This is a genomic window from Cellulomonas aerilata (assembly GCF_007991755.1).
Classification (GTDB): domain Bacteria; phylum Actinomycetota; class Actinomycetes; order Actinomycetales; family Cellulomonadaceae; genus Pengzhenrongella; species Pengzhenrongella aerilata.
Map to the genome: position 1 here is coordinate 22,918 of NZ_BJYY01000016.1, position 21,026 is coordinate 43,943.

Annotated in this window: 21 protein-coding genes and 1 tRNA gene; 9 read left to right on the forward strand and 13 right to left on the reverse strand. The window is 74.3% G+C overall.

Annotated features, from left to right (window positions below; translation table 11 throughout):
- Nucleotides 1-102: 102 nt before the first annotated feature.
- The 3 genes from groL to napA all read right to left on the reverse strand — a co-directional run bounded on the left by groL (nucleotide 103) and on the right by napA (nucleotide 2,998).
- Nucleotides 103-1,731 carry a chaperonin GroEL gene (groL, locus tag CAE01nite_RS12830; protein ID WP_146905176.1) on the reverse strand — a complete coding sequence of 543 codons (1,629 nt, stop codon included), beginning with the start codon at nucleotides 1,729-1,731 and terminating at the stop codon, nucleotides 103-105.
- A gap of 297 nt (nucleotides 1,732-2,028) precedes the next feature.
- Nucleotides 2,029-2,667, reverse strand: coding sequence for a LytR C-terminal domain-containing protein (locus CAE01nite_RS12835; RefSeq protein WP_186816580.1), 639 nt, complete (start codon nucleotides 2,665-2,667; stop codon nucleotides 2,029-2,031).
- A 31-nt stretch (nucleotides 2,668-2,698) separates the two neighbouring features.
- Nucleotides 2,699-2,998, reverse strand: coding sequence for a nucleoid-associated protein NapA (napA, locus tag CAE01nite_RS12840; protein ID WP_146905182.1), 300 nt, complete (start codon nucleotides 2,996-2,998; stop codon nucleotides 2,699-2,701).
- A gap of 148 nt (nucleotides 2,999-3,146) precedes the next feature.
- Between napA and CAE01nite_RS12845 the strand changes: the two genes are divergently transcribed.
- From CAE01nite_RS12845 to CAE01nite_RS18810, 3 genes are all read left to right on the forward strand, one after another.
- Nucleotides 3,147-3,833 (forward strand): uracil-DNA glycosylase, encoded by a 687-nt coding sequence (locus CAE01nite_RS12845; protein WP_246131194.1) that lies wholly within the window; start codon nucleotides 3,147-3,149, stop codon nucleotides 3,831-3,833.
- A gap of 127 nt (nucleotides 3,834-3,960) precedes the next feature.
- On the forward strand, nucleotides 3,961-4,719 hold the full coding sequence (locus CAE01nite_RS12850) for an SGNH/GDSL hydrolase family protein (RefSeq protein ID WP_246131212.1): 759 nt from the start codon (nucleotides 3,961-3,963) through the stop codon (nucleotides 4,717-4,719).
- Nucleotides 4,720-4,727: 8 nt separating this feature from the next.
- Nucleotides 4,728-4,850 (forward strand): hypothetical protein, encoded by a 123-nt coding sequence (locus CAE01nite_RS18810; protein ID WP_281285604.1) that lies wholly within the window; start codon nucleotides 4,728-4,730, stop codon nucleotides 4,848-4,850.
- Between the two features lie 7 nt (nucleotides 4,851-4,857).
- On the opposite strand, the gene CAE01nite_RS12855 is transcribed toward CAE01nite_RS18810, so the two are convergent.
- A tRNA-Thr gene (locus CAE01nite_RS12855) sits at nucleotides 4,858-4,931 on the reverse strand.
- Nucleotides 4,932-4,969: 38 nt separating this feature from the next.
- On the reverse strand, nucleotides 4,970-6,931 hold the full coding sequence (locus tag CAE01nite_RS12860; protein WP_146905191.1) for a serine/threonine-protein kinase: 1,962 nt from the start codon (nucleotides 6,929-6,931) through the stop codon (nucleotides 4,970-4,972).
- 96 nt (nucleotides 6,932-7,027) lie between these two features.
- Between CAE01nite_RS12860 and CAE01nite_RS12865 the strand changes: the two genes are divergently transcribed.
- From CAE01nite_RS12865 to CAE01nite_RS12880, 4 genes are all read left to right on the forward strand, one after another.
- Nucleotides 7,028-8,494 (forward strand): alpha,alpha-trehalose-phosphate synthase (UDP-forming), encoded by a 1,467-nt coding sequence (locus tag CAE01nite_RS12865; protein ID WP_146905193.1) that lies wholly within the window; start codon nucleotides 7,028-7,030, stop codon nucleotides 8,492-8,494.
- The gene (otsB, locus tag CAE01nite_RS12870) at nucleotides 8,491-9,294 is read left to right on the forward strand and encodes a trehalose-phosphatase (RefSeq protein WP_246131195.1); all 804 of its coding nucleotides are present in this window, start codon (nucleotides 8,491-8,493) and stop codon (nucleotides 9,292-9,294) included. The genes CAE01nite_RS12865 and otsB overlap by 4 nt, the downstream gene beginning before the upstream one ends.
- Before the next feature lie 209 nt (nucleotides 9,295-9,503).
- Nucleotides 9,504-10,634, forward strand: a complete 1,131-nt coding sequence (locus CAE01nite_RS12875) for an ABC transporter ATP-binding protein (protein WP_146905195.1) — start codon at nucleotides 9,504-9,506, stop codon at nucleotides 10,632-10,634.
- A 73-nt stretch (nucleotides 10,635-10,707) separates the two neighbouring features.
- Entirely contained in the window at nucleotides 10,708-11,952 is a 1,245-nt protein-coding gene (locus tag CAE01nite_RS12880) for a DUF4032 domain-containing protein (protein WP_146905198.1), read from the forward strand.
- A gap of 4 nt (nucleotides 11,953-11,956) precedes the next feature.
- On the opposite strand, the gene rlmB is transcribed toward CAE01nite_RS12880, so the two are convergent.
- Together rlmB and cysS are read right to left on the reverse strand one after the other, a co-directional pair.
- The gene (rlmB, locus tag CAE01nite_RS12885) at nucleotides 11,957-12,973 is read right to left on the reverse strand and encodes a 23S rRNA (guanosine(2251)-2'-O)-methyltransferase RlmB (protein ID WP_146905201.1); all 1,017 of its coding nucleotides are present in this window, start codon (nucleotides 12,971-12,973) and stop codon (nucleotides 11,957-11,959) included.
- Nucleotides 12,973-14,415, reverse strand: a complete 1,443-nt coding sequence (gene cysS / locus CAE01nite_RS12890; RefSeq protein WP_146905203.1) for a cysteine--tRNA ligase — start codon at nucleotides 14,413-14,415, stop codon at nucleotides 12,973-12,975. Before cysS ends, rlmB begins: the two co-directional genes overlap by 1 nt.
- Nucleotides 14,416-14,539: 124 nt before the next feature.
- Here cysS and CAE01nite_RS12895 point away from each other — a divergent pair, with 124 nt between their 5' ends.
- The gene (locus tag CAE01nite_RS12895) at nucleotides 14,540-15,472 is read left to right on the forward strand and encodes a quinone oxidoreductase family protein (protein ID WP_146905206.1); all 933 of its coding nucleotides are present in this window, start codon (nucleotides 14,540-14,542) and stop codon (nucleotides 15,470-15,472) included.
- 50 nt (nucleotides 15,473-15,522) lie between these two features.
- Here the strand turns inward: CAE01nite_RS12895 and ispF are convergent, their stop codons facing one another.
- From ispF to CAE01nite_RS12910, 3 genes are read right to left on the reverse strand one after another with little or no spacing between them, the layout of a single operon-like run.
- Nucleotides 15,523-16,011 carry a 2-C-methyl-D-erythritol 2,4-cyclodiphosphate synthase gene (ispF, locus tag CAE01nite_RS12900; protein WP_146905209.1) on the reverse strand — a complete coding sequence of 163 codons (489 nt, stop codon included), beginning with the start codon at nucleotides 16,009-16,011 and terminating at the stop codon, nucleotides 15,523-15,525.
- Nucleotides 16,008-16,820, reverse strand: a complete 813-nt coding sequence (gene ispD, locus CAE01nite_RS12905; protein WP_307725003.1) for a 2-C-methyl-D-erythritol 4-phosphate cytidylyltransferase — start codon at nucleotides 16,818-16,820, stop codon at nucleotides 16,008-16,010. The genes ispF and ispD overlap by 4 nt, the downstream gene beginning before the upstream one ends.
- A 4-nt stretch (nucleotides 16,821-16,824) precedes the next feature.
- The gene (locus CAE01nite_RS12910; RefSeq protein ID WP_146905212.1) at nucleotides 16,825-17,307 is read right to left on the reverse strand and encodes a CarD family transcriptional regulator; all 483 of its coding nucleotides are present in this window, start codon (nucleotides 17,305-17,307) and stop codon (nucleotides 16,825-16,827) included.
- Nucleotides 17,308-17,517: 210 nt separating this feature from the next.
- Here CAE01nite_RS12910 and CAE01nite_RS12915 point away from each other — a divergent pair, with 210 nt between their 5' ends.
- Nucleotides 17,518-18,012, forward strand: coding sequence for a hypothetical protein (locus CAE01nite_RS12915; protein ID WP_146905215.1), 495 nt, complete (start codon nucleotides 17,518-17,520; stop codon nucleotides 18,010-18,012).
- 109 nt (nucleotides 18,013-18,121) lie between these two features.
- Here the strand turns inward: CAE01nite_RS12915 and pstB are convergent, their stop codons facing one another.
- Genes pstB through pstC form a run of 3 tightly spaced genes read right to left on the reverse strand, consistent with a single transcriptional unit; the run spans nucleotide 18,122 to nucleotide 20,913 of the window.
- Nucleotides 18,122-18,901, reverse strand: coding sequence for a phosphate ABC transporter ATP-binding protein PstB (pstB, locus tag CAE01nite_RS12920; protein WP_146905218.1), 780 nt, complete (start codon nucleotides 18,899-18,901; stop codon nucleotides 18,122-18,124).
- Nucleotides 18,902-18,932: 31 nt separating this feature from the next.
- Nucleotides 18,933-19,901, reverse strand: a complete 969-nt coding sequence (gene pstA, locus CAE01nite_RS12925; protein ID WP_146905221.1) for a phosphate ABC transporter permease PstA — start codon at nucleotides 19,899-19,901, stop codon at nucleotides 18,933-18,935.
- A 1-nt stretch (nucleotide 19,902) separates the two neighbouring features.
- Nucleotides 19,903-20,913, reverse strand: coding sequence for a phosphate ABC transporter permease subunit PstC (pstC, locus tag CAE01nite_RS12930; RefSeq protein ID WP_146905224.1), 1,011 nt, complete (start codon nucleotides 20,911-20,913; stop codon nucleotides 19,903-19,905).
- Nucleotides 20,914-21,026: the final 113 nt, after the last annotated feature.

Genomic DNA, 21,026 nt, shown 5'->3' on the forward strand with positions numbered 1-21,026 from the left:
ATCGCTGGCACGGGCGCCCACAGCTCGACGGCGGGCCGGTCACCTCTGGAGGTGACCGGCCCGCCGTCGTTCAGAGCCGGGTGGTGCTGGACGATCCGAGGATCAGAAGTCCATGCCGCCCATGCCGCCGTCGCCGCCACCGGCCGGAGCAGCGTTCTTCTCCGGCTTGTCGGCCACGACGGCCTCGGTGGTGAGGAACAGCGCCGCGATGGACGCCGCGTTCTGCAGCGCCGAGCGCGTGACCTTGACCGGGTCGTTGATGCCCGCGGCCAGCAGGTCCTCGTACTCGCCGGTCGCGGCGTTCAGGCCGTGACCGATCGGGAGCTGACGGACCCGCTCCGCCACGACGCCGCCCTCGAGGCCGGCGTTGATGGCGATCTGCTTCAGCGGGGCGTCGATCGCGAGCTGCACGATGCGCGCACCGGTCGCCTCGTCGCCCTCGAGCACCAGGTCGGCGAAGGCGAGCTTGCCGGCCTGGATGAGCGCGACGCCACCACCGGCGACGATGCCCTCCTCGACGGCCGCCTTGGCGTTGCGGACGGCGTCCTCGATGCGGTGCTTGCGCTCCTTGAGCTCGACCTCGGTCGCCGCACCGGCCTTGATGACGGCCACGCCGCCGGCCAGCTTGGCGAGGCGCTCCTGGAGCTTCTCGCGGTCGTAGTCCGAGTCGGAGTTCTCGATCTCGGCGCGGATCTGCGTGACGCGACCGGCGATCTGGTCGGCGTCGCCGCCGCCCTCGACGATCGTGGTCTCGTCCTTGGTGACGACGACCTTGCGCGCCGTCCCGAGGACCTCCAGGCCCACGGTGTCGAGCTTGAGGCCGACGGTCTCGGAGACGACCTGGCCACCGGTGAGGATGGCCATGTCCTGCAGCATCGCCTTGCGGCGGTCACCGAAGCCGGGCGCCTTGACGGCGACCGAGCGGAAGGTGCCACGGATCTTGTTCACGACGAGCGTGGCCAGGGCCTCGCCCTCGACGTCCTCCGCGATGATGAGGAGCGGCTTGCCGGCCTGGATGACCTTCTCCAGCAGCGGGAGCAGGTCCTTGACGGTGGAGATCTTCGACTCGACCAGCAGGACGAAGGCGTCCTCCAGGACGGCCTCCTGACGCTCCGGGTCGGTGACGAAGTAGCCGGCGAGGAAGCCCTTGTCGAAGCGCATGCCCTCGGTCAGCTCGAGCTCCAGGCCGAGGGCGTTGGACTCCTCGACCGTGATGACACCCTCCTTGCCGACCTTGTCCATCGCCTCGGCGATCAGGTTCCCGATCGCCGGGTCGCCGGCCGAGATGCCGGCGGTCGCCGCGATCTCGTCCTTGGTCTCGATGTCCTTGGCGGCCTTGAGCAGCTGCTCGGTGACGGCCTCGACGGCCTTCTCGATGCCGCGCTTGAGCGCGATCGGGTTGGCGCCGGCGGCGACGTTGCGCAGGCCCTCGCGCACGAGCGCCTGGGCGAGCACGGTGGCGGTGGTGGTGCCGTCGCCCGCGACGTCGTCGGTCTTCTTGGCGACCTCCTTGACGAGCTCGGCGCCGATCTTCTCCATCGGCTCCTCGAGCTCGATCTCCTTGGCGATGGAGACACCATCGTTGGTGATCGTGGGGGCGCCCCACTTCTTCTCGAGCACGACGTTGCGGCCCTTCGGGCCGAGCGTGACCTTGACGGCGTCGGCCAGGGCGTTCATGCCCCGCTCCATGCCGCGACGGGCGTCCTCTTCGAACGCGATGATCTTGGCCATCGGTGTGTGTCCTCTGCTGGTGCTTCTGGTGGCCCGACCGGTGCCCGCGACGGACGATCCGCTCGTCCCCGGTCATGTCCCGGGTCGGGCGCGGACCTCACCGGTCTGCCTCGTGTTCTGTCACTCTCCTATCGAGAGTGCTAAGTCCATTGTTGGCACTCTCACCCCGAGAGTGCAAGGTCGCCGCCCTCGGCGGGTCGCACCGGGCGCCTCGACGGGCCCATCACGAGGCACACGGCCGGGCCGGCGACGAGGGACGAGTGCCCGCCGGCCGCCCTGGCCGGCCCCGGCCGGCGATCAGCCGGCGAAGTCACGCTCCAGGACGACCTCGATGCCGGCCGTCGCGTCGCTCTCCGCGAGCTCGACGGCAGCGATGCCGAGCACGTCCGCGACCGCGCGGGCGGACACCTCGAGCTCGGCCGTGCCGTAGAACACCGTCGACGACGGCAGCGTCCCGCCCGGGTAGTTGCCGGAGTCCACCTCGCTCCAGCCCGCGTCGGACAGCTGGTCCGCGGCCTCCGCGGCCAGACCGGAGATCGACGTGGAGTTGAAGACGGTCACCGGGGTCCCGAGGTCCGGCTCGGGCAGGGGGGCGGGCGTCTGCACCGGGGCCGGCTCCTCGGTGGCCGGCGGCTCGGCCGCGGGCGCCTCGGTCGCGGGCGCCTCCGTGGCGGGGGGCTCCGCCGGGGCGGGCTCGGTCGGCGCGGGCTCGGTGGCCCCGGGCGCCGCGACCCCGGTGCCCGTGCCGGGCGCGCGGTCGTCCCACACGAGGGCCACGACGGCGAGGCCCAGCCCGGCCGAGACGAGCAGCGCCACGAGGAAGGGCCACACGGTGCTCCAGCGCGACCGCGGCCGGCGGTGTACCCCTCGCGGTCCCGCCGACGGGTCGACGGCGTCGAACTCGTCGGGAGGGTACGGGTACTCGCCCTGGGTCACGGCGGACAGGCTAGCCGCTCGCCGAGAGGGGTCAGGCGTCGACACCCAGGCGCCGCGCGGTGCGCGCACGCTGCCGCGACGCCCGCATCCGGCGGAGCCGCTTGACCAGCATCGGGTCGTGCGCGAGGGCCGCCGGGGAGTCGATCAGGGCGTTGAGGACCTGGTAGTACCGGGTCGCCGACATGTCGAAGAGCTCGCGGATCGCCTGCTCCTTCGCGCCCGCGTACTTCCACCACTGCCGCTCGAAGGCGAGCACCTGCTGGTCTCGCTCGGACAGGCCCCCGTCCCCGCTCGCGGTCTGCTCGCGCGCCGCCGTCGCCGTGGCTTCCATCGGTCTCCCTCGTCCTGCGTCCCTCACCGCTCGCCAGGGTACGACCGTAATGACACGGGTGTCATTCGTCCGGCGCGTCGCGACCGGCGTGCCTCGCGGCCGGGTCGCCGCCCAGGCGCGCGGTGGCGTGCGCACTACCCTCGTGCCGGTGAGCCCCACCCCTGGCCGTCCGCTGGACCAGATCGTCGCGCCGGACTGGGCCCTGGCCCTGGCTCCGGTCGAGCAGCAGATCCACGCGATGGGCGACTTCCTGCGCGCCGAGATCGCAGCCGGCCGGGACTACCTCCCTGCCGGCGACGCCGTCCTGCGGGCGTTCACCCGTCCCCTCGCCGACGTCCGCGTGCTCGTCGTCGGGCAGGACCCGTACCCCACGCCCGGTCACGCGATGGGCCTGTCGTTCTCCGTGCAGCCGCACGTCACCCCGGTCCCGCGGTCGCTGGCCAACATCTTCACCGAGCTGGTCGCCGACGTCGGCTGTCCGCCGCCGAGCACGGGCGACCTGTCCCCCTGGGCCGACCGGGGCGTGATGATGCTCAACCGCGTGCTGACGGTCCGCCCCGGCACCCCGGCGTCGCACCGCGGCAAGGGCTGGGAGGCGGTGACGGACCGCGCCATCGAGGCCCTCGTCGCGCGCGACGACCCCCTCGTCGCGGTGCTGTGGGGACGCGACGCGCAGAGCCTGACGCCCGCCCTCGGCGCGACCCCGGTGGTGGCCAGCGCCCACCCGAGCCCGCTGTCGGCGCGCACCGGCTTCTTCGGGTCGCGTCCGTTCTCCCGCGTCAACGAGCTGCTCGCCGAGCAGGGCGCCGACCCGGTGGACTGGACGTTGCCGTGACGGACCCGCGGGCGATGATGGACCGGTGAAGGACGCCCGCACCCCCTCCGCCGTCCCCGGCACCACGCCCACCACCGGCTCGGACGACGCCGCCGCAGCGGCCCCGAGGTGGTCGCGCTACGTCGCCCTGGGCGACTCCTTCACCGAGGGGCTGTGGGACCCGGACCCGGCGGACCCGCACGCGGTGCGCGGCTGGGCCGACATGCTCGCCGCGCACCTGTCGTCCCGGCGGGTCGCCGCGGGCGCCTCCTCGCTGGAGTACGCCAACCTCGCGATCCGCGGTCGGCTGCTGCGGCCCATCCTGGCCGAGCAGGTCCCGGCGTCCCTCGAGCTGGGCCCGGACCTGGTCTCGCTGATCGGTGGCGGCAACGACATGCTGCGGCCCGCCGCCGACCCCGACCGCATGGCCGCCGACCTCGAGGACGCCGTGGTGCGGCTGCGGCGCACCGGCGCCGACGTGCTGCTCGGCACCGGCATCGACGCCCGGGACAGCCCGATCGTCCGCCGCACCCGGAGCCGGGTCGCGATCCTCAACAGCCACGTCTGGTCGATCGCCCGACGCCACGACGCGCACGTGCTGGACCTGTGGGGCATGCGCTCGGTGCACGACTGGCGCCTGTGGGCCGAGGACCGGATCCACCTGACCACCGACGGGCACGCCCGGGTGGCCCAGGCGGCGCTCGTCGCGCTGGGCCTGGTGCCCGACGACGCCCGGTGGGACGACCCGCTGGCCCCGCTGCCGCCCACGCCGCGGCTCGAGCAGGTGCGCGCCGACGCCGCGTGGCTGCGGGTGCACGCGTACCCGTGGGCGACCCGGCGGCTGCGCGGGCGCTCGTCGGGGGACCTGCGCGTCCCCAAGCGCCCGCAGCCCGAGCCCGTCCGCTGACCCCGGCGGTGAAGCCCCTGCTCGCGCGCGTGCGCGCCGTCCTGGCCGACCACCGCAGGACGATGGTCCTGGTCGTGTGCTGGATCGCGGCGGCCGCGGTCCTCGCGACGGCCATGTCCCTCCTGCGCTGACCCGACGAGCCCCCTGTCGGATTCGAACCGACGACCCCCTGTTTACAAGACAGGTGCTCTGGCCGACTGAGCTAAGGAGGCGCTGACCGCCGGTCGGCCGCGGCCGTGGCGGTGCGGGGTCAGCGTAGCGAAGGCGGCCCGGGCAGCGGCCACCAGACGATGGGCTGGCCGGTCGCCGCCAGCACGGCCAGCACCGCCGCTCCCGCGAGCGCGAGCGCCGACAGCACCGCCGCACCGGACCACCCCGGGGCCAGGGCACCCAGCGTCCAGCGCGCGCCGGCGCGGGTGCCGCGGGAGAGCGGGCCCCACCACGCCGCGACCAGCCCGGCCAGGACCGCCGCCGCGAGCACGGCGGACGCGGTCCACGTGCCCGCGGGGGACTCCCGGACCGTTCCGTCGGCGTCGGGCCCGATGCCCCACGCCGGGATCGTCAGCCGCCCGGTCTGCAGCGCCCACCACAGCAGCCCCCCGACGATCGTGACCACGCTCGCCGCCACGAGCAGGGACGGCAGCAGGCCGGCGAACGCGCGCAGCAGGTGCCAGGGGCTGGCGACGAGGGCACGCGCGACGTCGCCCCGCCCGACGCCGCCGCGCCGCTCGCGCCGACGCTGGACCGCCTCGGCCGCGGTGCCGACGGTCCGCAGCAGCAGCAGCGCGGCGGCGACCACCACGACGGTCACGCCCGGGTACAGGGTCGCGCCGGCCACCGCGAGCAGCCCCAGGGCGAGCACCGTCCCGGTCCGGCGACGGGGGCGCGGCGGCACGTACGCGGTCGCACCGGCCGCCTCGGGGATCGCGCCGGCGTCGGCGGCGTCGGGCCCCTGCCCGGGACCACCGTCCCAGCCGGCGGACGACGGCGGGCCGTACCCGCTCGGGCCGTACCCGCCCGCCCCGTAGCCGCCGTCCGGGTCGCCGCCGTCCCCGTACCCACGGGGTCCCCCGGGGGTCGCCTCCGACGGGACACCGCCGCCGTACCCCGCCTCCGGCCCCCACGACCCGCCCGGGCCCGGGTCGGCCGGCACCGCGGGCATCGCCTGCGTGTTGCCGTCGTGCGTCGGCGCGGCCGCGCCCTGCGGCAGCGCCCGTGTCGCGGCGTCGTCGGGCAGCGCGCGGGTCGGGGCGTCCTGCGGGAGGGCCCGCGTGCCGGCGTCGTCGGGCAGGGCGCGCGTCGCGGCGTCCGGGCCCCACGCCACGGCCGTCGGCTCGGTCCGGGTGCTGCGCCGGGGCGGGATCGCCACGGTGAGGACCTCCGTGGGCGCGGCGGGCCGCTCGTCCGCGTCGAGCGCGTGGTCGAGCGCGGCGACGACCTCGTCCGGCGGGGTGCGCCGGGCCGGCTCGGGGTCCAGCGCTCCCTCGAGCGCGCCGGCGGTGACGGGGCCGAGCCCGATGAGGTCCGCGTCACCGGCACGGGTGCGCGCGATCACCGCGTCCAGGGGCCGGGTGCCGAACGGCGGCCGGCCGGTCGCCGCGAACGCGAGCACCGCCGCCCACCCCCACCAGTCGGTCTCGGCGCTCGGGTCGCCGTCGGCCAGCAGCTCCGGTGCGAGGTAGCCCGGGGTGCCGACGACGAAGCCGGTGGACGTCACCCGGACGTCCTCGGCCGCCTGCGCGATGCCGAAGTCGATGAGAACGGGCCCGTCGTCGGTCAGCATGACGTTGCCGGGCTTGAGGTCGCGGTGCACGACGCCGGCCGCGTGCACCGCCTCCAGCGCGTCCCGCAGGCCGTCGGCCAGGTCGACGAGCTCGGCGGGGGCCAGCGCGCCGTGCTCGCGCACGTGCTGCTCGAGCGACCTGCCCACGACCAGCTCGGTGACGAGGAACGCCTCGGTGGAGTCCGCCTCGGCGTCGAGCACCGCCGCCACGCCCGGGTGCCGCAGCCGCTGCAGGGCCGCCACCTCCCGCCGCAGGCGCTCGCGCGACGCGGGGTCCGCACCGACGTGCGGGTGCAGCAGCTTGAGGGCGACGGGGCTGCCGCCACCGTCCTCGGCGCGGTAGACCGTCCCCATGCCGCCCGAGCCGAGCGGCGCGACGATGCGGTAGCCGCCCACCTCCGACCCTGGTTCGAGGCCGACGGAGTCCATGCGTGCAACCTAGCCGGGGCCCTGCGACCTGCGGACTCGCCGCGCAGACGCGCCCGGGACCGGGTTAGCCTCGGAGCCGATGCCAAGGGGAGATCTGTGAGCGCAGGCGAGTACGACCTGGTGGCCGTGGCCAACAGGCTTCCGGTCGACTTCACCGTGGCCGCGGACGGGAGCGTGGACTGGAGCCGGTCCCCGGGCGGCCTGGTGACCGCGCTCGAGCCGATGATGAAGGCGGCCGACGGCGCCTGGATCGGCTGGTCAGGGGCGCCGGACCTGGCCCACGACCCCTTCGACGCCGACGGGATCCGGTGCGTGCCGGTCACCCTGTCGGCGGAGGAGATCGCGCTCTACTACGAGGGCTTCGCCAACGACACCCTGTGGCCGCTGTACCACGACGTCATCACCGCGCCGGCGTACCACCGGCAGTGGTGGGAGGCCTACCGGGCCGTGAACCAGCGCTTCGCCGAGGCCGCCGCGGCGCAGGTCGCACCTGGCGGCACCGTCTGGGTGCACGACTACCAGCTGCAGCTGGTGCCCGCGATGGTGCGCGAGCTGCGCCCGGACGTGCGGATCGGCTTCTTCAACCACATCCCGTTCCCGGGCATCGAGATCTTCGCCCAGCTGCCGTGGCGGCGGCAGATCGTCGACGGCATCCTCGGCGCCGACGTCGTGGGCTTCCAGCGCACGTCGGACGCGTCCAACTTCGTCCGGGCCGTGCGGCGCCTGACCGACCTGACCACCCGCGGCCAGATCGTCATGATCCCCGGCCACGCCGCACGCCCGCCGCGCCAGGTGCGCGCCGCGGCGTTCCCCATCTCCATCGACTCCAAGCACTTCGACGAGCTCGCGCGCCGGCCGGACGTGCAGCAGCGCGCCCGGGAGATCCGGCAGGAGCTCGGCAACCCCCAGACCCTGCTGCTCGGCGTCGACCGGCTGGACTACACCAAGGGCATCCGGCACCGGGTCAAGGCCTTCGGCGAGCTGCTCGAGGACGGCCGCCTGACGGTCCCGGAGGCCACGCTGGTGCAGGTCGCCAGCCCGAGCCGGGAGAACGTCGAGGCGTACCAGCAGCTGCGCGAGGAGGTGGAGCTGCTGGTCGGGCGGATCAACGGGGACTACGGGCACCTGGGGCACCCCGCCGTGCACTACATGCACCACTCCTACCCGCCGGACGAGATGGCGGCCCTGTACCTGGCGGCCGACGTCATGCTCGTGACCGCCCTGCGCGACGGGATGAACCTCGTCGCGAAGGAGTACGTGGCGGCGCGGTCGGACGACCGCGGGGTGCTGGTGCTCTCGGAGTTCACCGGCGCGGCCGACGAGCTCGCCGGCGCCGTCATGGTGAACCCGCACGACATCGACGGCATGAAGGACCGGATCGTCGCGGCGGTCGAGATGGACACCCGCGAGCAGCGCAAGCGCATGCGCCGGCTGCGCCGCCGGGTCCTGGAGGACGACGTGGCCAAGTGGTCCCAGTCGTTCCTGTCCGTCCTGACGTCGGTGCCCGCACCGGCCGGCGGCACGGACGGGCCGGCCCCGGTCCCGGCCGAGGTGCTCTCGTGACGGCCGGGGGCACGCGGCTGGACGACGACGCCGCGGCGCCCGCCGTGCTGACCCGCCTGGCCCGGGACGCCGCCCGGCGCCCGCTGCTGGTGGCGCTGGACTTCGACGGCACCCTCGCGCCGCTCGTCGACGACCCGGACGCCTCGCGGGCGCTGCCGGCTGCCGTCGACGCGCTGCGGGCCCTCGCACAGGTCCCCGGCGTCACGCTGGCGCTGGTGTCCGGACGGTCCCTTACCGACCTGCACCGGCGCGCGGAGGTGCCGGTCGGCACCGTCCTGATCGGCAGCCACGGCGGCGAGCGGGGCCGGGTGGGCGAGCACGGGCTCATCCACGAGCCCATCCAGCTCGACCCCGAGCAGGACGCGCTGCTCGTCCGGGTCGGCGCCGGGCTGCAGCGCGCCGCCCGCGGCCGCAACGGCGTGTGGGTGCAGCACAAGCCGGCCGCCGCCGTCCTGCACACGCGCCTGGCCGAGCCGGACGACGCGGAGGCCGCGACCCGCGAGGGCCTGGCGGTCGCCGAGGAGCTCGGCGTGCACGCGATCCACGGCAAGGACGTCGTGGAGGTGTCGGTGCTCACGGTGACTAAGGGCACCGCGCTGCAGCAGCTCCGGGCGGACCTCGGCGCGGCCGCCGTCGTCTACGCCGGCGACGACACCACCGACGAGCACGCGTTCGCCGACCTGGAGGCGACCGACGTGACGGTCAAGGTCGGCCCGGGGGGGACGGTCGCGCGGTACCGCGTGCCCGACCCGGAGGCGCTCGCCGAGGCACTGGCCGGCTTCGCCGCAGCCCTCGCATGACCGGGGCCGCCGCAACCTGGCCGCCCGAGCGGACCGGCGCGGCTGAGACGTGCGTCACAGCCCTGCCGGACGGCGTGTGGCAGGATGACCGACGGACCTGCGGAGGGTGAAGTCGCCCGCCGCGACGTCGGTCCGTGTCAGCGAAGACACTCTGGCACCCCTCACTACGGATCGTCCGGCACGTACCTGCCGGTGAGAGGAACGACATCATGGCCACGGTCACGTACGACCACGCGAGCCGGATCTACCCCGGCACGGAGCGTCCCGCGGTGGACGCGCTCAACCTCCACGTCGAGGACGGCGAGTTCCTCGTCCTCGTCGGCCCCTCCGGCTGCGGGAAGTCCACGTCGCTGCGCATGCTCGCCGGCCTGGAGGACGTCAACGCCGGCCGGATCCTCATCGGTGACCGCGACGTCACCGACGTGCAGCCCAAGGACCGGGACATCGCGATGGTGTTCCAGAACTACGCGCTGTACCCGCACATGACGGTCGCCGACAACATGGGCTTCGCCCTGAAGATCGCCGGCACCCCGAAGGCGGAGATCCGCACCCGGGTCGAGGAGGCCGCCAAGATCCTCGACCTGTCCCAGTACCTCGACCGCAAGCCGAAGGCCCTCTCCGGTGGCCAGCGTCAGCGTGTCGCGATGGGCCGGGCCATCGTCCGTCAGCCGCAGGTGTTCCTCATGGACGAGCCGCTGTCGAACCTCGACGCCAAGCTCCGAGTGCAGACCCGCACGCAGATCGCGTCGCTGCAGCGTCGCCTGGGCGTCACCACGGTGTACGTCACGCACGACCAGACCGAGGCGCTGACCATGGGCGACCGCATCGCGGTCCTCAAGGACGGCCTCCTGCAGCAGGTCGGCACCCCCCGCGAGATGTACGACACCCCGTCGAACGTGTTCGTCGCCGGCTTCATCGGCTCGCCGGCCATGAACATCGGCACGTTCAACCTCGCCCAGGGCTACGCGGCCCTCGGCGCGGCGAAGATCGCCGTCCCGCGCGCCGCCGCCGACGCCATCTCCAGCGGCGACCAGGGCAGCATCACGATCGGCTTCCGCCCCGAGTCGCTGGACGTGGTGCCCGCCGGCTCCGCCGACGGCATCCCGGTCATCGTCAACCTCGTCGAGGAGCTCGGCTCGGACGCCTTCGTGTACGGGTCGCTCAGCGACGAGCTGGGCAAGGCCGTGGACACCATCCACTCCGGCGCCGGCGACGGCCAGATCGTCGTCCGCGTCGACCCGCGTCAGGTCCCCCACAAGGGTGAGACGATCTGGGTCCGGATCCGGCCGAACGAGCAGCACCTGTTCCACGCCGGCTCGGGCGAGCGCATCGCCGCCTGACCCACGCACGACCCGCGAGGGGCGGACCGGCCACGCGGCCGGCCCGCCCCTCGTCCGTTCCACCGGAGGACCCATGCGACAGAACCTGCAGATCACCGCCGCCGCACCTGACCCGGCCCTGCTGGACCTGCCCTGGGACGTCCCGCTGGAGATGTGGCCGGACGAGGTCCTGGCGGCCCTGCCCCGTGGGATCTCGCGCCACATCGTGCGGTTCGTCAAGATGTCCGGCCGCGTGATCGCCGTCAAGGAGATCGGCGAGACGGTCGCCTACCGCGAGTACGAGCTGCTGCGGCAGCTGAGCCGGATCGACGTGCCGAGCGTGGAGCCGGTCGGCGTCATCACCGGTCGACGGGCACCCGACGGTGAGCCGCTCGAGGCCGTGCTGGTCACGCAGCACCTGCAGTTCTCGCTGCCCTACCGCGCGCTGTTCAGCCAGTCGCTGCAGCCCGAGACCGCCACCCGGCTCATCGACGCCCTCGCCGTCCTCCTGGTGCGCCTGCACCTGGTCGGCTTCTACTGGGGCGACGTGTCGCTGTCCAACACCCTCTTCCGCCGCGACGCCGGGTCCTTCGCGGCCTACCTGGTCGACGCCGAGACCGGTGACCTGCACGACCGGCTCAGCGACGGGCAGCGCTCCTACGACCTCGAGGTCGCCCGGGTCAACATCATCGGCGAGCTGATGGACCTGCAGGCCGGCGGGCTGCTCGAGGAGGACGTGGACACCGTCGACATCGGCGCGCGCCTGGTGGACCGCTACCAGCGGCTGTGGACGACGCTGACGGTCGAGGAGACCTTCAACGCCGGCGAGCGCTGGCGCGTCGCCGAGCGCATCGACCGGCTCAACGAGGCCGGGTTCGACGTCGGCGAGCTGGACATCACCACGGACATCGACGGCACCACCCTGCACATCCAGCCGAAGGTCGTCGACGCCGGGCACCACTCCCGTCGCCTCATGCGCCTGACCGGGCTCGACGTGCAGGAGAACCAGGCCCGGCGCCTGCTGAACGACCTGGACACCTACGCCGCCGCCATGGACCGGCAGAACGACGAGGAGGAGTTCGTCGCGCACGACTGGCTGACCCACGTGTTCGAGCCGGCGGTCCGGTCCGTCCCGCGCGAGCTGCGTCGCAAGCTCGAGCCGGCGCAGATCTTCCACGAGCTGCTCGACCACCGCTGGTACATCTCCCGCGAGCAGGGCCGCGACGTGCCGGTCCCCGAGGCGGCCCGCAGCTACGTCGACAACGTGCTGCGCCACCGTCCCGACGAGCTCGCGGTGCTCGGCGCCAGCGGGCTGGCCGACGAGGACGAGGACGCCTGAGGCGTCAGTCGGTCCGGCGCTGGCGGGACACCTCGTAGAGCGCGATGCCGGCGGCGACACCGGCGTTGAGCGACTCCACCGCGCTGGTGATCGGGATGGACGCGATCGCGTCGCAGTGCTCGCGCACGAGCCGGGACAGTCCCTTGCCCTCCGAGCCGACCACGAGCACCAGCCCGTCGCCGGCGAACGGCAGGGCGCTGATGTCGGTGTCGCCGCCGCCGTCGAGCCCCACGACGAAGCACCCGGCCTGCCGGTAGGCCTCCAGCGTCCGGGTGAGGTTGGTCGCCCGGGCGACCGGCACGCGCGCGGCCGCACCGGCCGACACCTTCCACGCCGACGCCGTGACGCCCGCGGCCCGGCGCTCGGGCACGACGACGCCGTGCGCCCCGAAGGCGCCCGCCGACCGCAGCACGGCGCCGAGGTTGCGCGGGTCGGTGACGCCGTCCAGCGCCACGAGCAGCGGCGCCGTCCCGGCCTCCGCGGCGGCGTCGAGCAGGTCGTCCGGCTCGGCGTACGCGTACGGCGGGACCTGGATCGCGACGCCCTGGTGCACCGAGCCGTCGGTGAGCCGGTCCAGCTCGGTCTTGGTGACCTCGAGCAGCGGCAGGCCGCGGTTGGTCACCGCGGCGAGGATCTCCCGGGTGCGGTCGTCGACCTCGATGCGGGTCGCGTAGTACACGGTGCTGACCGGGATGTCCGCGCGCAGCGCCTCGACGACGGAGTTGCGCCCCGAGACGATCTCGTGCGTCGCGCTGACGCCCTTGGTGCCGCGCGACCCGCCCGCCGACCGGGACGTGCGCGCCGCGGGAGGGCCGGACGGACGGCGGGCGCCCGCGACCGGTGTGCGCCGCTCGGCGGCCGCCGATCGCTTGGCGGCCGGGTGGTAGGGCCGCTCGGTGGCCTTGGGCGTGGGCCCACGCCCCTCGAGCGCCTGCCGGCGCTGCCCGCCGGAGCCCATCTGGGCGCCCTTCTTCGAGCCGGCCTTGCGCGTGGCGCCGCGGCGCGACGAGTTCCCTGCCATCAGTGGTGATCCTCCCGGGTGGCGGCCAGCGACCATCGCGCCCCGGCCGGTGCGTCCTCGACCACGATCCCGGCCGCCGTCAGGCGGTCCCGGATCGCGTCGGCGGTGGTGAAGTCGCGTACGGCGCGAGCCTGCGCGCGCGCGTCGAGCTGGGCCCGCACGACGGCGTCCAGCGCCAGGGCGTACCGGGTGTCCCCGCCCGTGGTGGCCCACTGCGGGCTGCCCGGGTCCAGGCCGAGCACGTCGAGCATCGCCCGCAGGGCGACGAGCGCCCCGCGCGCGTCGGGCAGGTCCCGGGCCGCGAGCGCGGAGTTGCCCGCCCGCAGGCGCTCGTGCACGACGGCGAGCGCCGCAGGGACGTTGAGGTCGTCGTCCATCGCGGCGACGAAGTCCAGCGGCAGGGCGGCGTCGGCGACCTCGCGGTCGTCGACCGCGCCGACCTGCTCGACGGCACGCTGGACGAACCCGGCGAGCCGGTCCCAGGCGGCCTCGGCCTCGCCGAGCGTCTCGTCGGTCCACTCGAGCATGGACCGGTACTGGACCGCGGTCATCGCGTACCGCAGCACCGCGGACGGCGTGCGCCGCAGCACCTCGGTGACGAGCAGCCCGTTGCCGAGGGACTTGCTCATCTTGGCCCCCGACTGGGTGACCCAGCCGTTGTGCAGCCAGAACCGGGCGAACCCGTGCCCCGCCGCGCGGGACTGCGCCTGCTCGTTCTCGTGGTGCGGGAAGCGCAGGTCCAGGCCGCCGCCGTGGATGTCGAACTCGGCGCCCAGGTACCGCTGCGCCATCGCCGAGCACTCCAGGTGCCAGCCCGGACGGCCACGGCCGAACGGCGTCGGCCACGACGCCGTCTGCGGCTCGGTGGGCTTGACGGCCTTCCAGAGGGCGAAGTCCCGGGGGTCCCGCTTGCGGTCGTCCGAGCCCGGGTCGCCGTCCGGCGAGGGGACCATGTCCTCCAGGCGCTGGTTCGTCAGGGCGCCGTACTCCGGGAAGGAGCGGACGTCGAAGTACACGTCCCCCTCCCCCGCGACGTACGCGTGGCCGCGCTCGACGAGGGTCTCCATGAGCGCGACCATCTGCGGGACGTGCCCGGTCGCGCGCGGCTCGTAGCTGGGCGGCAGCACGCCGACCGCGTCGTAGGCGGCGGCGAAGGCGCGCTCGTTGGCCATCGCCCACGCCCACCACGGCTCACCGGCCTCGGCCGCGCGGGCGAGGATCTTGTCGTCGATGTCGGTGACGTTGCGGACCAGGGTCACCCGGTACCCGGTGCGCCGCAGCCAGCGCACCAGGACGTCGAACGCGACGGCCGACCGCAGGTGCCCGATGTGCGGGGGCGCCTGGACCGTCGCACCGCACAGGTAGATGCCGACCTCACCGGGGACCAGGGGGGTGAAGTCGCGCACCTCGTGGGTGGCGGAGTCGAACAGGCGCAGGCTCACCGGGCAAGGTTACCGGCGGGGAGTCCGCCGACGATCACCGGGCGCTCCGGCGCCGGCCTGCGGCTGCGTCCGCCGACGGCGCCGTTCGCCTCCGCCGTCCGGCGGGTGCGGCCATGATCGGACGATGACGCGCGCGGTGGTGGCCCCCTCGTACGGCGGGCCGGAGGTCCTGACGATCGTGGACGTGGACCCCGGGCGGCCCGGTCCCGGCCAGGTGCTGCTCGAGGTCCGCGCGGCCGGGGTGAACCCGGCGGACTGGAAGACGTACTCCGGCGTCTGGGGCACCGACCCGGCCCGGCTCCCGCTGCGGCTGGGCTTCGAGGCCACGGGGGTGGTGGTGGACGCGGGCCCCGGTGACCACGGCGTCCGGGTCGGCGACGAGGTGCTCACGCCCGCGGACGGTGCCTACGCCGACCGGGTGCTGGTCCGGGCGGCCGACGTGGTGGCCAAGCCGCCGTCGCTGGACTGGGCCGCCGCCGGTGGCCTGCTGCTGACCGGCGCGACCGCGGCCCACACGGTGGAGGCGACCGGCGTGGCCGCCGGGGACACGGTGCTGGTGCACGGGGCGTCCGGCGGGGTGGGGGCGATGGTGGTCCAGCTGGTGCTGGAGCGCGGCGCCCGGGTGATCGGCACCGCGCGCCGGTCGCGCCTGGACGCCGTGGCCGAGCTCGGTGCCGTCCCGGTCGAGTACGGCCCCGGGCTCGCCGACCGCGTCCGGGCGCTCGCCCCCGACGGCGTGCAGGCGGCGGTCGACACGGCGGGGACGGACGAGGCGCTGGACGTGTCCGTCGAGCTGGTCGCCGACCGCGCGCGGGTCGCGACGATCGCCGCCTTCGCGCGGGGCGGGGAGCTCGGGATCCAGGTGCTCGGCAACGGTCCGGGGGCGGACCCAGGCACGGCGGTGCGGGCCGCCGCGCGTCCCCGGCTCGCCGAGCTCGCCGGCACCGGGCGCCTCCGGGTCCGGGTGGCGGCGACCTTCCCGCTCGCCGATGTCGCCGAGGCGCACCGGCTCGGCATGGCCGGCGGCGCCACCGGCAAGATCGTCCTGCTGCCCTGACCACCGCCCGCCCCCGGACCCGTGGTCGGGTGGTCACGGGCGCCGGCGCCTCAGCCGGTCGCGACGACCAGCGCCGTCGCGATCGCCGCGACCCCCTCGCCGCGCCCGGTGAGCCCGAGCCCGTCGGTCGTCGTGGCCGACAGGGAGACCGGTGCGCCGCAGGCGGCCGTCAGGGCGGCCTGCGCCTCGGCCCGACGGGAGCCCAGCCGTGGCCGGTTGCCGATCACCTGGACCGCGACGTTGCCGACCGTGAAGCCGGCCTCGCGCACCCGGCGCGCCGCCTCGCCGAGCAGCGCGACCCCGGACGCCCCCGCCCACGCCGGGTCCGACGTGCCGAACTGCGACCCGAGGTCGCCCAGCCCGGCGGCGGAGAACAGGGCGTCGGCCGCCGCGTGCGCGGCGACGTCGGCGTCCGAGTGCCCCTCCAGGCCCGGCTCCCCCGGCCACTCGAGTCCCCCGAGCCACATCACCCGGCCCGAGGACGGGTCGGCGAAGGCGTGCACGTCCGTGCCGATCCCGACCAGCGGCAGCCCGGTCACCGGGTGCCCCCGGGGACCGCGACAGTTCGCAGCAGCAGCGACGCGACGGCCAGGTCGCGCTGGGTGGTGACCTTCATCGCCGCGTCGTCCCCGGGGACGGCGACGACCGGCTCGCCGAGCAGGGCCACCAGGGAGGAGTCGTCGGTCGCGGAGAGCGCCTCGTCGGCGGCCCGGCCGGACGCGGCGGCGTGCGCGCGGTCGAGCAGGGCACGGTCGAAGCCCTGCGGGGTCTGCACGGCCCGCAGCCGCGAGCGGTCCGGGGTGGCGACCACCCTCGCGGGGCGCCCGGTGCCCGCACCGGGCTCCACCTCGGCGATCGTGTCGGTCACCGGCAGAGCCGGGACGACGGCACCGCTGCCGGACCGGACCGCGGCGACGACCGCGGCCACGAGCTCCGGCGGGGCGAGCGCGCGGGCGGCGTCGTGCACGAGCACGACGTCGACGTCGGGCTCGAGGTGCGCGAGGGCGGCAGCCACCGACGCCTGCCGGCTGGGGCCGCCGACCGTGCACAGGACGGGGACGGCGTGCGCCCCGGGCACGTCGCGGAGCGCGTCGTCGACCGCGTCCCGCACCGCGGCGAGGTGACCGTCCGGGACGGTCACGACGAGGAGGTCCACGACGCCGGACGCGACGAGACGCCGGGCGGCGTGACCCACGAGCGGGGTGCCGTCCAGGAGCGCGAGCGCCTTGGGGACGGTCAGCCCGAGCCGGGACCCGCTCCCGGCGGCGGTGAGGACGGCGGCGGTACGCACGACGCTGCGCGTGACCGCGAGCCCGACCGGGCCGGCCCCCGCACGGGGGCCGGTCACCCGGTCAGGACGCGAGGACCTCGTCGAGGATGGCCTCGGCCTTGGACTCCTCGGTGTGCTCGGCCAGGGCGAGCTCCGAGACGAGGATCTGACGGGCCTTGGCGAGCATCCGCTTCTCGCCGGCAGAGAGCCCACGGTCGGCGTCACGCCGTGAGAGGTCGCGCACGACCTCGGCCACCTTGATGACGTCGCCCGAGGCGAGCTTCTCCAGGTTGGCCTTGTACCGACGCGACCAGTTGGTCGGCTCCTCGGTGTACGGGGCACGCAGGACGTCGAAGACCTTCTCGAGCCCCTCCTGGCCGACCACGTCGCGGACGCCGACGAGGTCGACGTTCTCCGCGGGGACCTCGATGGTCAGGTCACCCTGGGCGACCTTGAGCTTCAGGTAGATCTTCTCTTCGCCGCGGATCGTGCGGCTCTTGACCTCGGTGATCAGCGCTGCGCCGTGATGGGGATAGACAACAGTCTCCCCGACAGTGAAAGTCATCTGTAGATGTCCCCTTTCAAGGGGCTCCATCTTACCACGCAGTATTTCCGCCCTTTTCGGGCACCCGGAAGGCGTCGGCGCAGGTCACGGCGCTGCCCGCTCGCCGGTCGCCGGTGACCCACTACGCTGGCCACCGGGAGCGAGCCGCCCGTGCGCCACGGGGGGCAGTCGCTCCCACCCGTCGAACGACCCGCCCCAAGAGGAGTCACCGTGGCCAGCGCCCGCCCGTCCCGTCGCCCCTGGTCGCGGACCGCCGTCGTCCTGTCCGCCGGCGCCGTCCTCGTGCTGGCCGGCTGCTCGGCCACGAACCCGATCACGACGTCGGAGGCCTACAACGTCGTCGACGGCGTGCCGGTGGACCTCGGTGGCGACGTCGCCGGCCGGAACCTGCTCGTGTTCACCAGCGGCGAGGGCGAGGTCGGCACCATGAGCGGTGCGCTGACCAACCAGAGCCGCGAGGACGTCCAGGTCGAGCTCTCCGCAGAGGGGACCGACCCGGTGACCGTCGACGTCGGCGCCGGCCAGACCGTGCTGCTGGGCGGCGACGAGGGCGAGGAGGTCGAGCTCGAGAGCGTCGGGGCGCCTCCCGGTGCGAACCTCACCATGACGCTCTCCACGCCGGCCGGCGGCAGCGTCGACGTCCCGGTGCCCGTGTTCGACGGCACGCTGCCGGAGTACGCCGAGATGGTCCCCGACGCGGGCTGACGCCCCGCACGGCCCTCACGCAGCCCGCACCGACGACGGGGCGGACGGTCACCGACCGTCCGCCCCGTCGTCGCGTCCGGGTCACACCGGACGCCGCGTCACCCGTCCGTCACCCGAAGCGGCCGGAGATGTAGTCCTCGGTGGCGCGCTGGGTGGGGGCCGAGAACATCGTCCCCGTGGGGCCGACCTCGATCAGCCGGCCCGGCATCCCGGTGCCCGCGATGTTGAAGAAGGCGGTCCGGTCGCTGACCCGGGCGGCCTGCTGCATGTTGTGGGTCACGATGACGATCGTGTAGTCGTTCTTCAGCTCGGCGATGAGGTCCTCGATCGCGAGGGTCGAGATCGGGTCGAGCGCGGAGCACGGCTCGTCCATCAGCAGGACCTGCGGCTTGACCGCGATCGCCCGGGCGATGCAGAGCCGCTGCTGCTGACCGCCGGACAGCGACGAGCCGGGGCGCGCCAGGCGGTCCTTGACCTCCTTCCACAGGTTCGCGCCCTGCAGCGCGGACTCGACGAGGTCGTTGGCGTCGCCCTTGCTGATCTTGCGGTTGTTGAGCCGCACGCCGGCCAGCACGTTCTCCGCGATGGACATCGTGGGGAACGGGTTGGGCCGCTGGAACACCATGCCGACGTTGCGGCGCACGGCGACGGGGTCCACGCCGTCGCCGTAGAGGTCGACGCCGTCCATGGCGACGGTCCCCTCGACGCGGGCGCCGGGGATGACCTCGTGCATGCGGTTGAGCGTGCGCAGGAAGGTCGACTTGCCGCAGCCGGAGGGGCCGATGAAGGCGGTGACGGACCGCGGTTCGACCGCCATGCCGACCTCGGCGACGGCGAGGAAGTCGCCGTAGTAGATGTTCAGGTCCTTGACGTCGATGCGCTTGGCCACGGGGAGTCCTTGTCGAGGGAGCAGGTGCGCGTCAGCGCAGCGTCTTGGGGGCGAAGAAGCGGGTGATGAGACGACCGACGAGGTTCAGCAGCATGACGATGATGATCAGCGTCAGGGCCGCGGCCCAGGCACGGTCGTAGTTGATGGTCGCGATGCAGTCGGCCGCGCCGGGCGCGCACGGCACCAGGCCCTGGGAGTACTGGCGGTAGACGTACACCGGCAGGCTCATCATGCGTCCCTCGAACACGTTGAAGTTGATCGAGTCGATCACACCGACGGTGATGAGCAGCGGAGCCGTCTCGCCGATGACCCGGGCCACCGCGAGCATGATCCCGGTGCCCAGCCCGGCGACGGCGGTGCGCAGCACCACCTTGATGACGACCAGCCACTTGGGCACGCCCAGCGCGTAGGCCGCCTCGCGCAGCTCGTTGGGCACCAGGCGCAGCATCTCCTCGCAGGAGCGCACCACGACCGGGATCATCAGCACGGACAGCGCGACGGAGCCGACCACGCCGAACCGGACACCGGGCCCGAAGAGGACCGCGAAGAAGGCGTAGGCGAACAGACCGGCGACGATCGACGGGATCCCGGTCATCACGTCGACGAAGAACGTGACCCACCGGGCCAGGCGGCCGCGGCCGTACTCCACCAGGTAGATCGCGGCCAGCAGCCCGATCGGCACCGAGATGAGCGCGGCCACCGTGGTGATGAGCAGCGTGCCGACGATGGCGTGGTAGATGCCGCCGGCGTCCATGCCGCCGAACACCCCACGCATGGAGACGGACAGGAAGTACGGCGACAGCCGCTCGAAGCCGTTGGAGACGACGGTCCACGAGACGGAGACCAGCGGGACCAGCGCGATGAGGAACGCGGTCACCACGAGCCCCGTGGCGACGCGGTCCGTCACCCGCCGACGGCGGTCGGAGCCCGCCAGCATCGCGCGGGTCTGGTCGGAGGGGTCGGGGGCCACCGGGGCGGCGCCGGGCGTCAGGGTGGTCATGTCAGTTGGCCCCCGAGAATTCCTTGCGGCGCGCGACGATCGCGCGGGCGGCCATGTTGACCGCGAGGGTGATGACGAACAGGGCCAGGCCGGTCGCGATGAGCACGCTCACCCCGGTGGGGTCGGCCTCGGGGAACTGCAGGGCGATGTTCGCCGCGATGGTCTGGTGCTGCCCCGCCTGCAGGAGGTTGAACGAGTAGAGCGCACCGGGGCTGAGGATCATCAGCACCGCCATCGTCTCGCCCAGGGCGCGGCCCAGGCCGAGCATGGCGGCCGAGACGATCCCGGAGCGCCCGAACGGCAGCACCGCCATCCGGATCATCTCCCAGCGGGTGGCACCCAGCGCGAGCGCGGCCTCCTCGTGCAGGCGCGGGGCCTGGAGGAACACCTCGCGGCAGACGGCCGTGATGATCGGCAGGATCATCGCGGCCAGCACGACGCCGACGGTGAGGATGACCCGCGGCGGGTCGGCGGCCGGACCGGCGAACAGCGGGATGAAGCCCAGCGTCTCCGACAGCCACTGCCACACCGGGGACAGCCGCGGGGCGAGCCAGATGGCGCCCCACAGGCCGTACACGACGCTCGGGATGGCGGCGAGCAGGTCGATGACGTACCCGAGCCCGTTGGCCAGGCGCCGGGGAGCGTAGTGCGAGATGAACAGCGCGATGCCGATGGAGATCGGGGTGGCGATCAGCAGGGCCAGGACCGCGGCGAGCAGCGTGCCGAAGACCAGCGGCCCGACGAAGCGCAGGAGCGAGCTGTCGTCGGGGAACCAGCTGATGTCTTCGCCGAGCGTGGCACCGTCGGCGGTCAGCGCGGGCCACGCGCGCACGATCAGGAAGAGCGCGACCGCCGCGAGCACGACGAGGATGAGGGCGCCGGCCCCCGTCGCGAGCCAGCGGAAGGCGCGGGTCGCCCTGCCCTCGGGCCAGCGGCGTCGCGCCGAGCGCGGCGGCTGCGGCGCACCTCCCGGGGAGCCGACCGGGGCGGTCGGGCTCGTCGTCGTCGTCACGTGTGCTCCGTGGTCTTCAGGGGGCGAGGTGTGGTGCCCGCCCGGGCCGGTCGTGGACCGCCCCGGACGGGCGTGGTGGCCGGCCCCGCTCCACGAGCGGGACCGGCCACGGT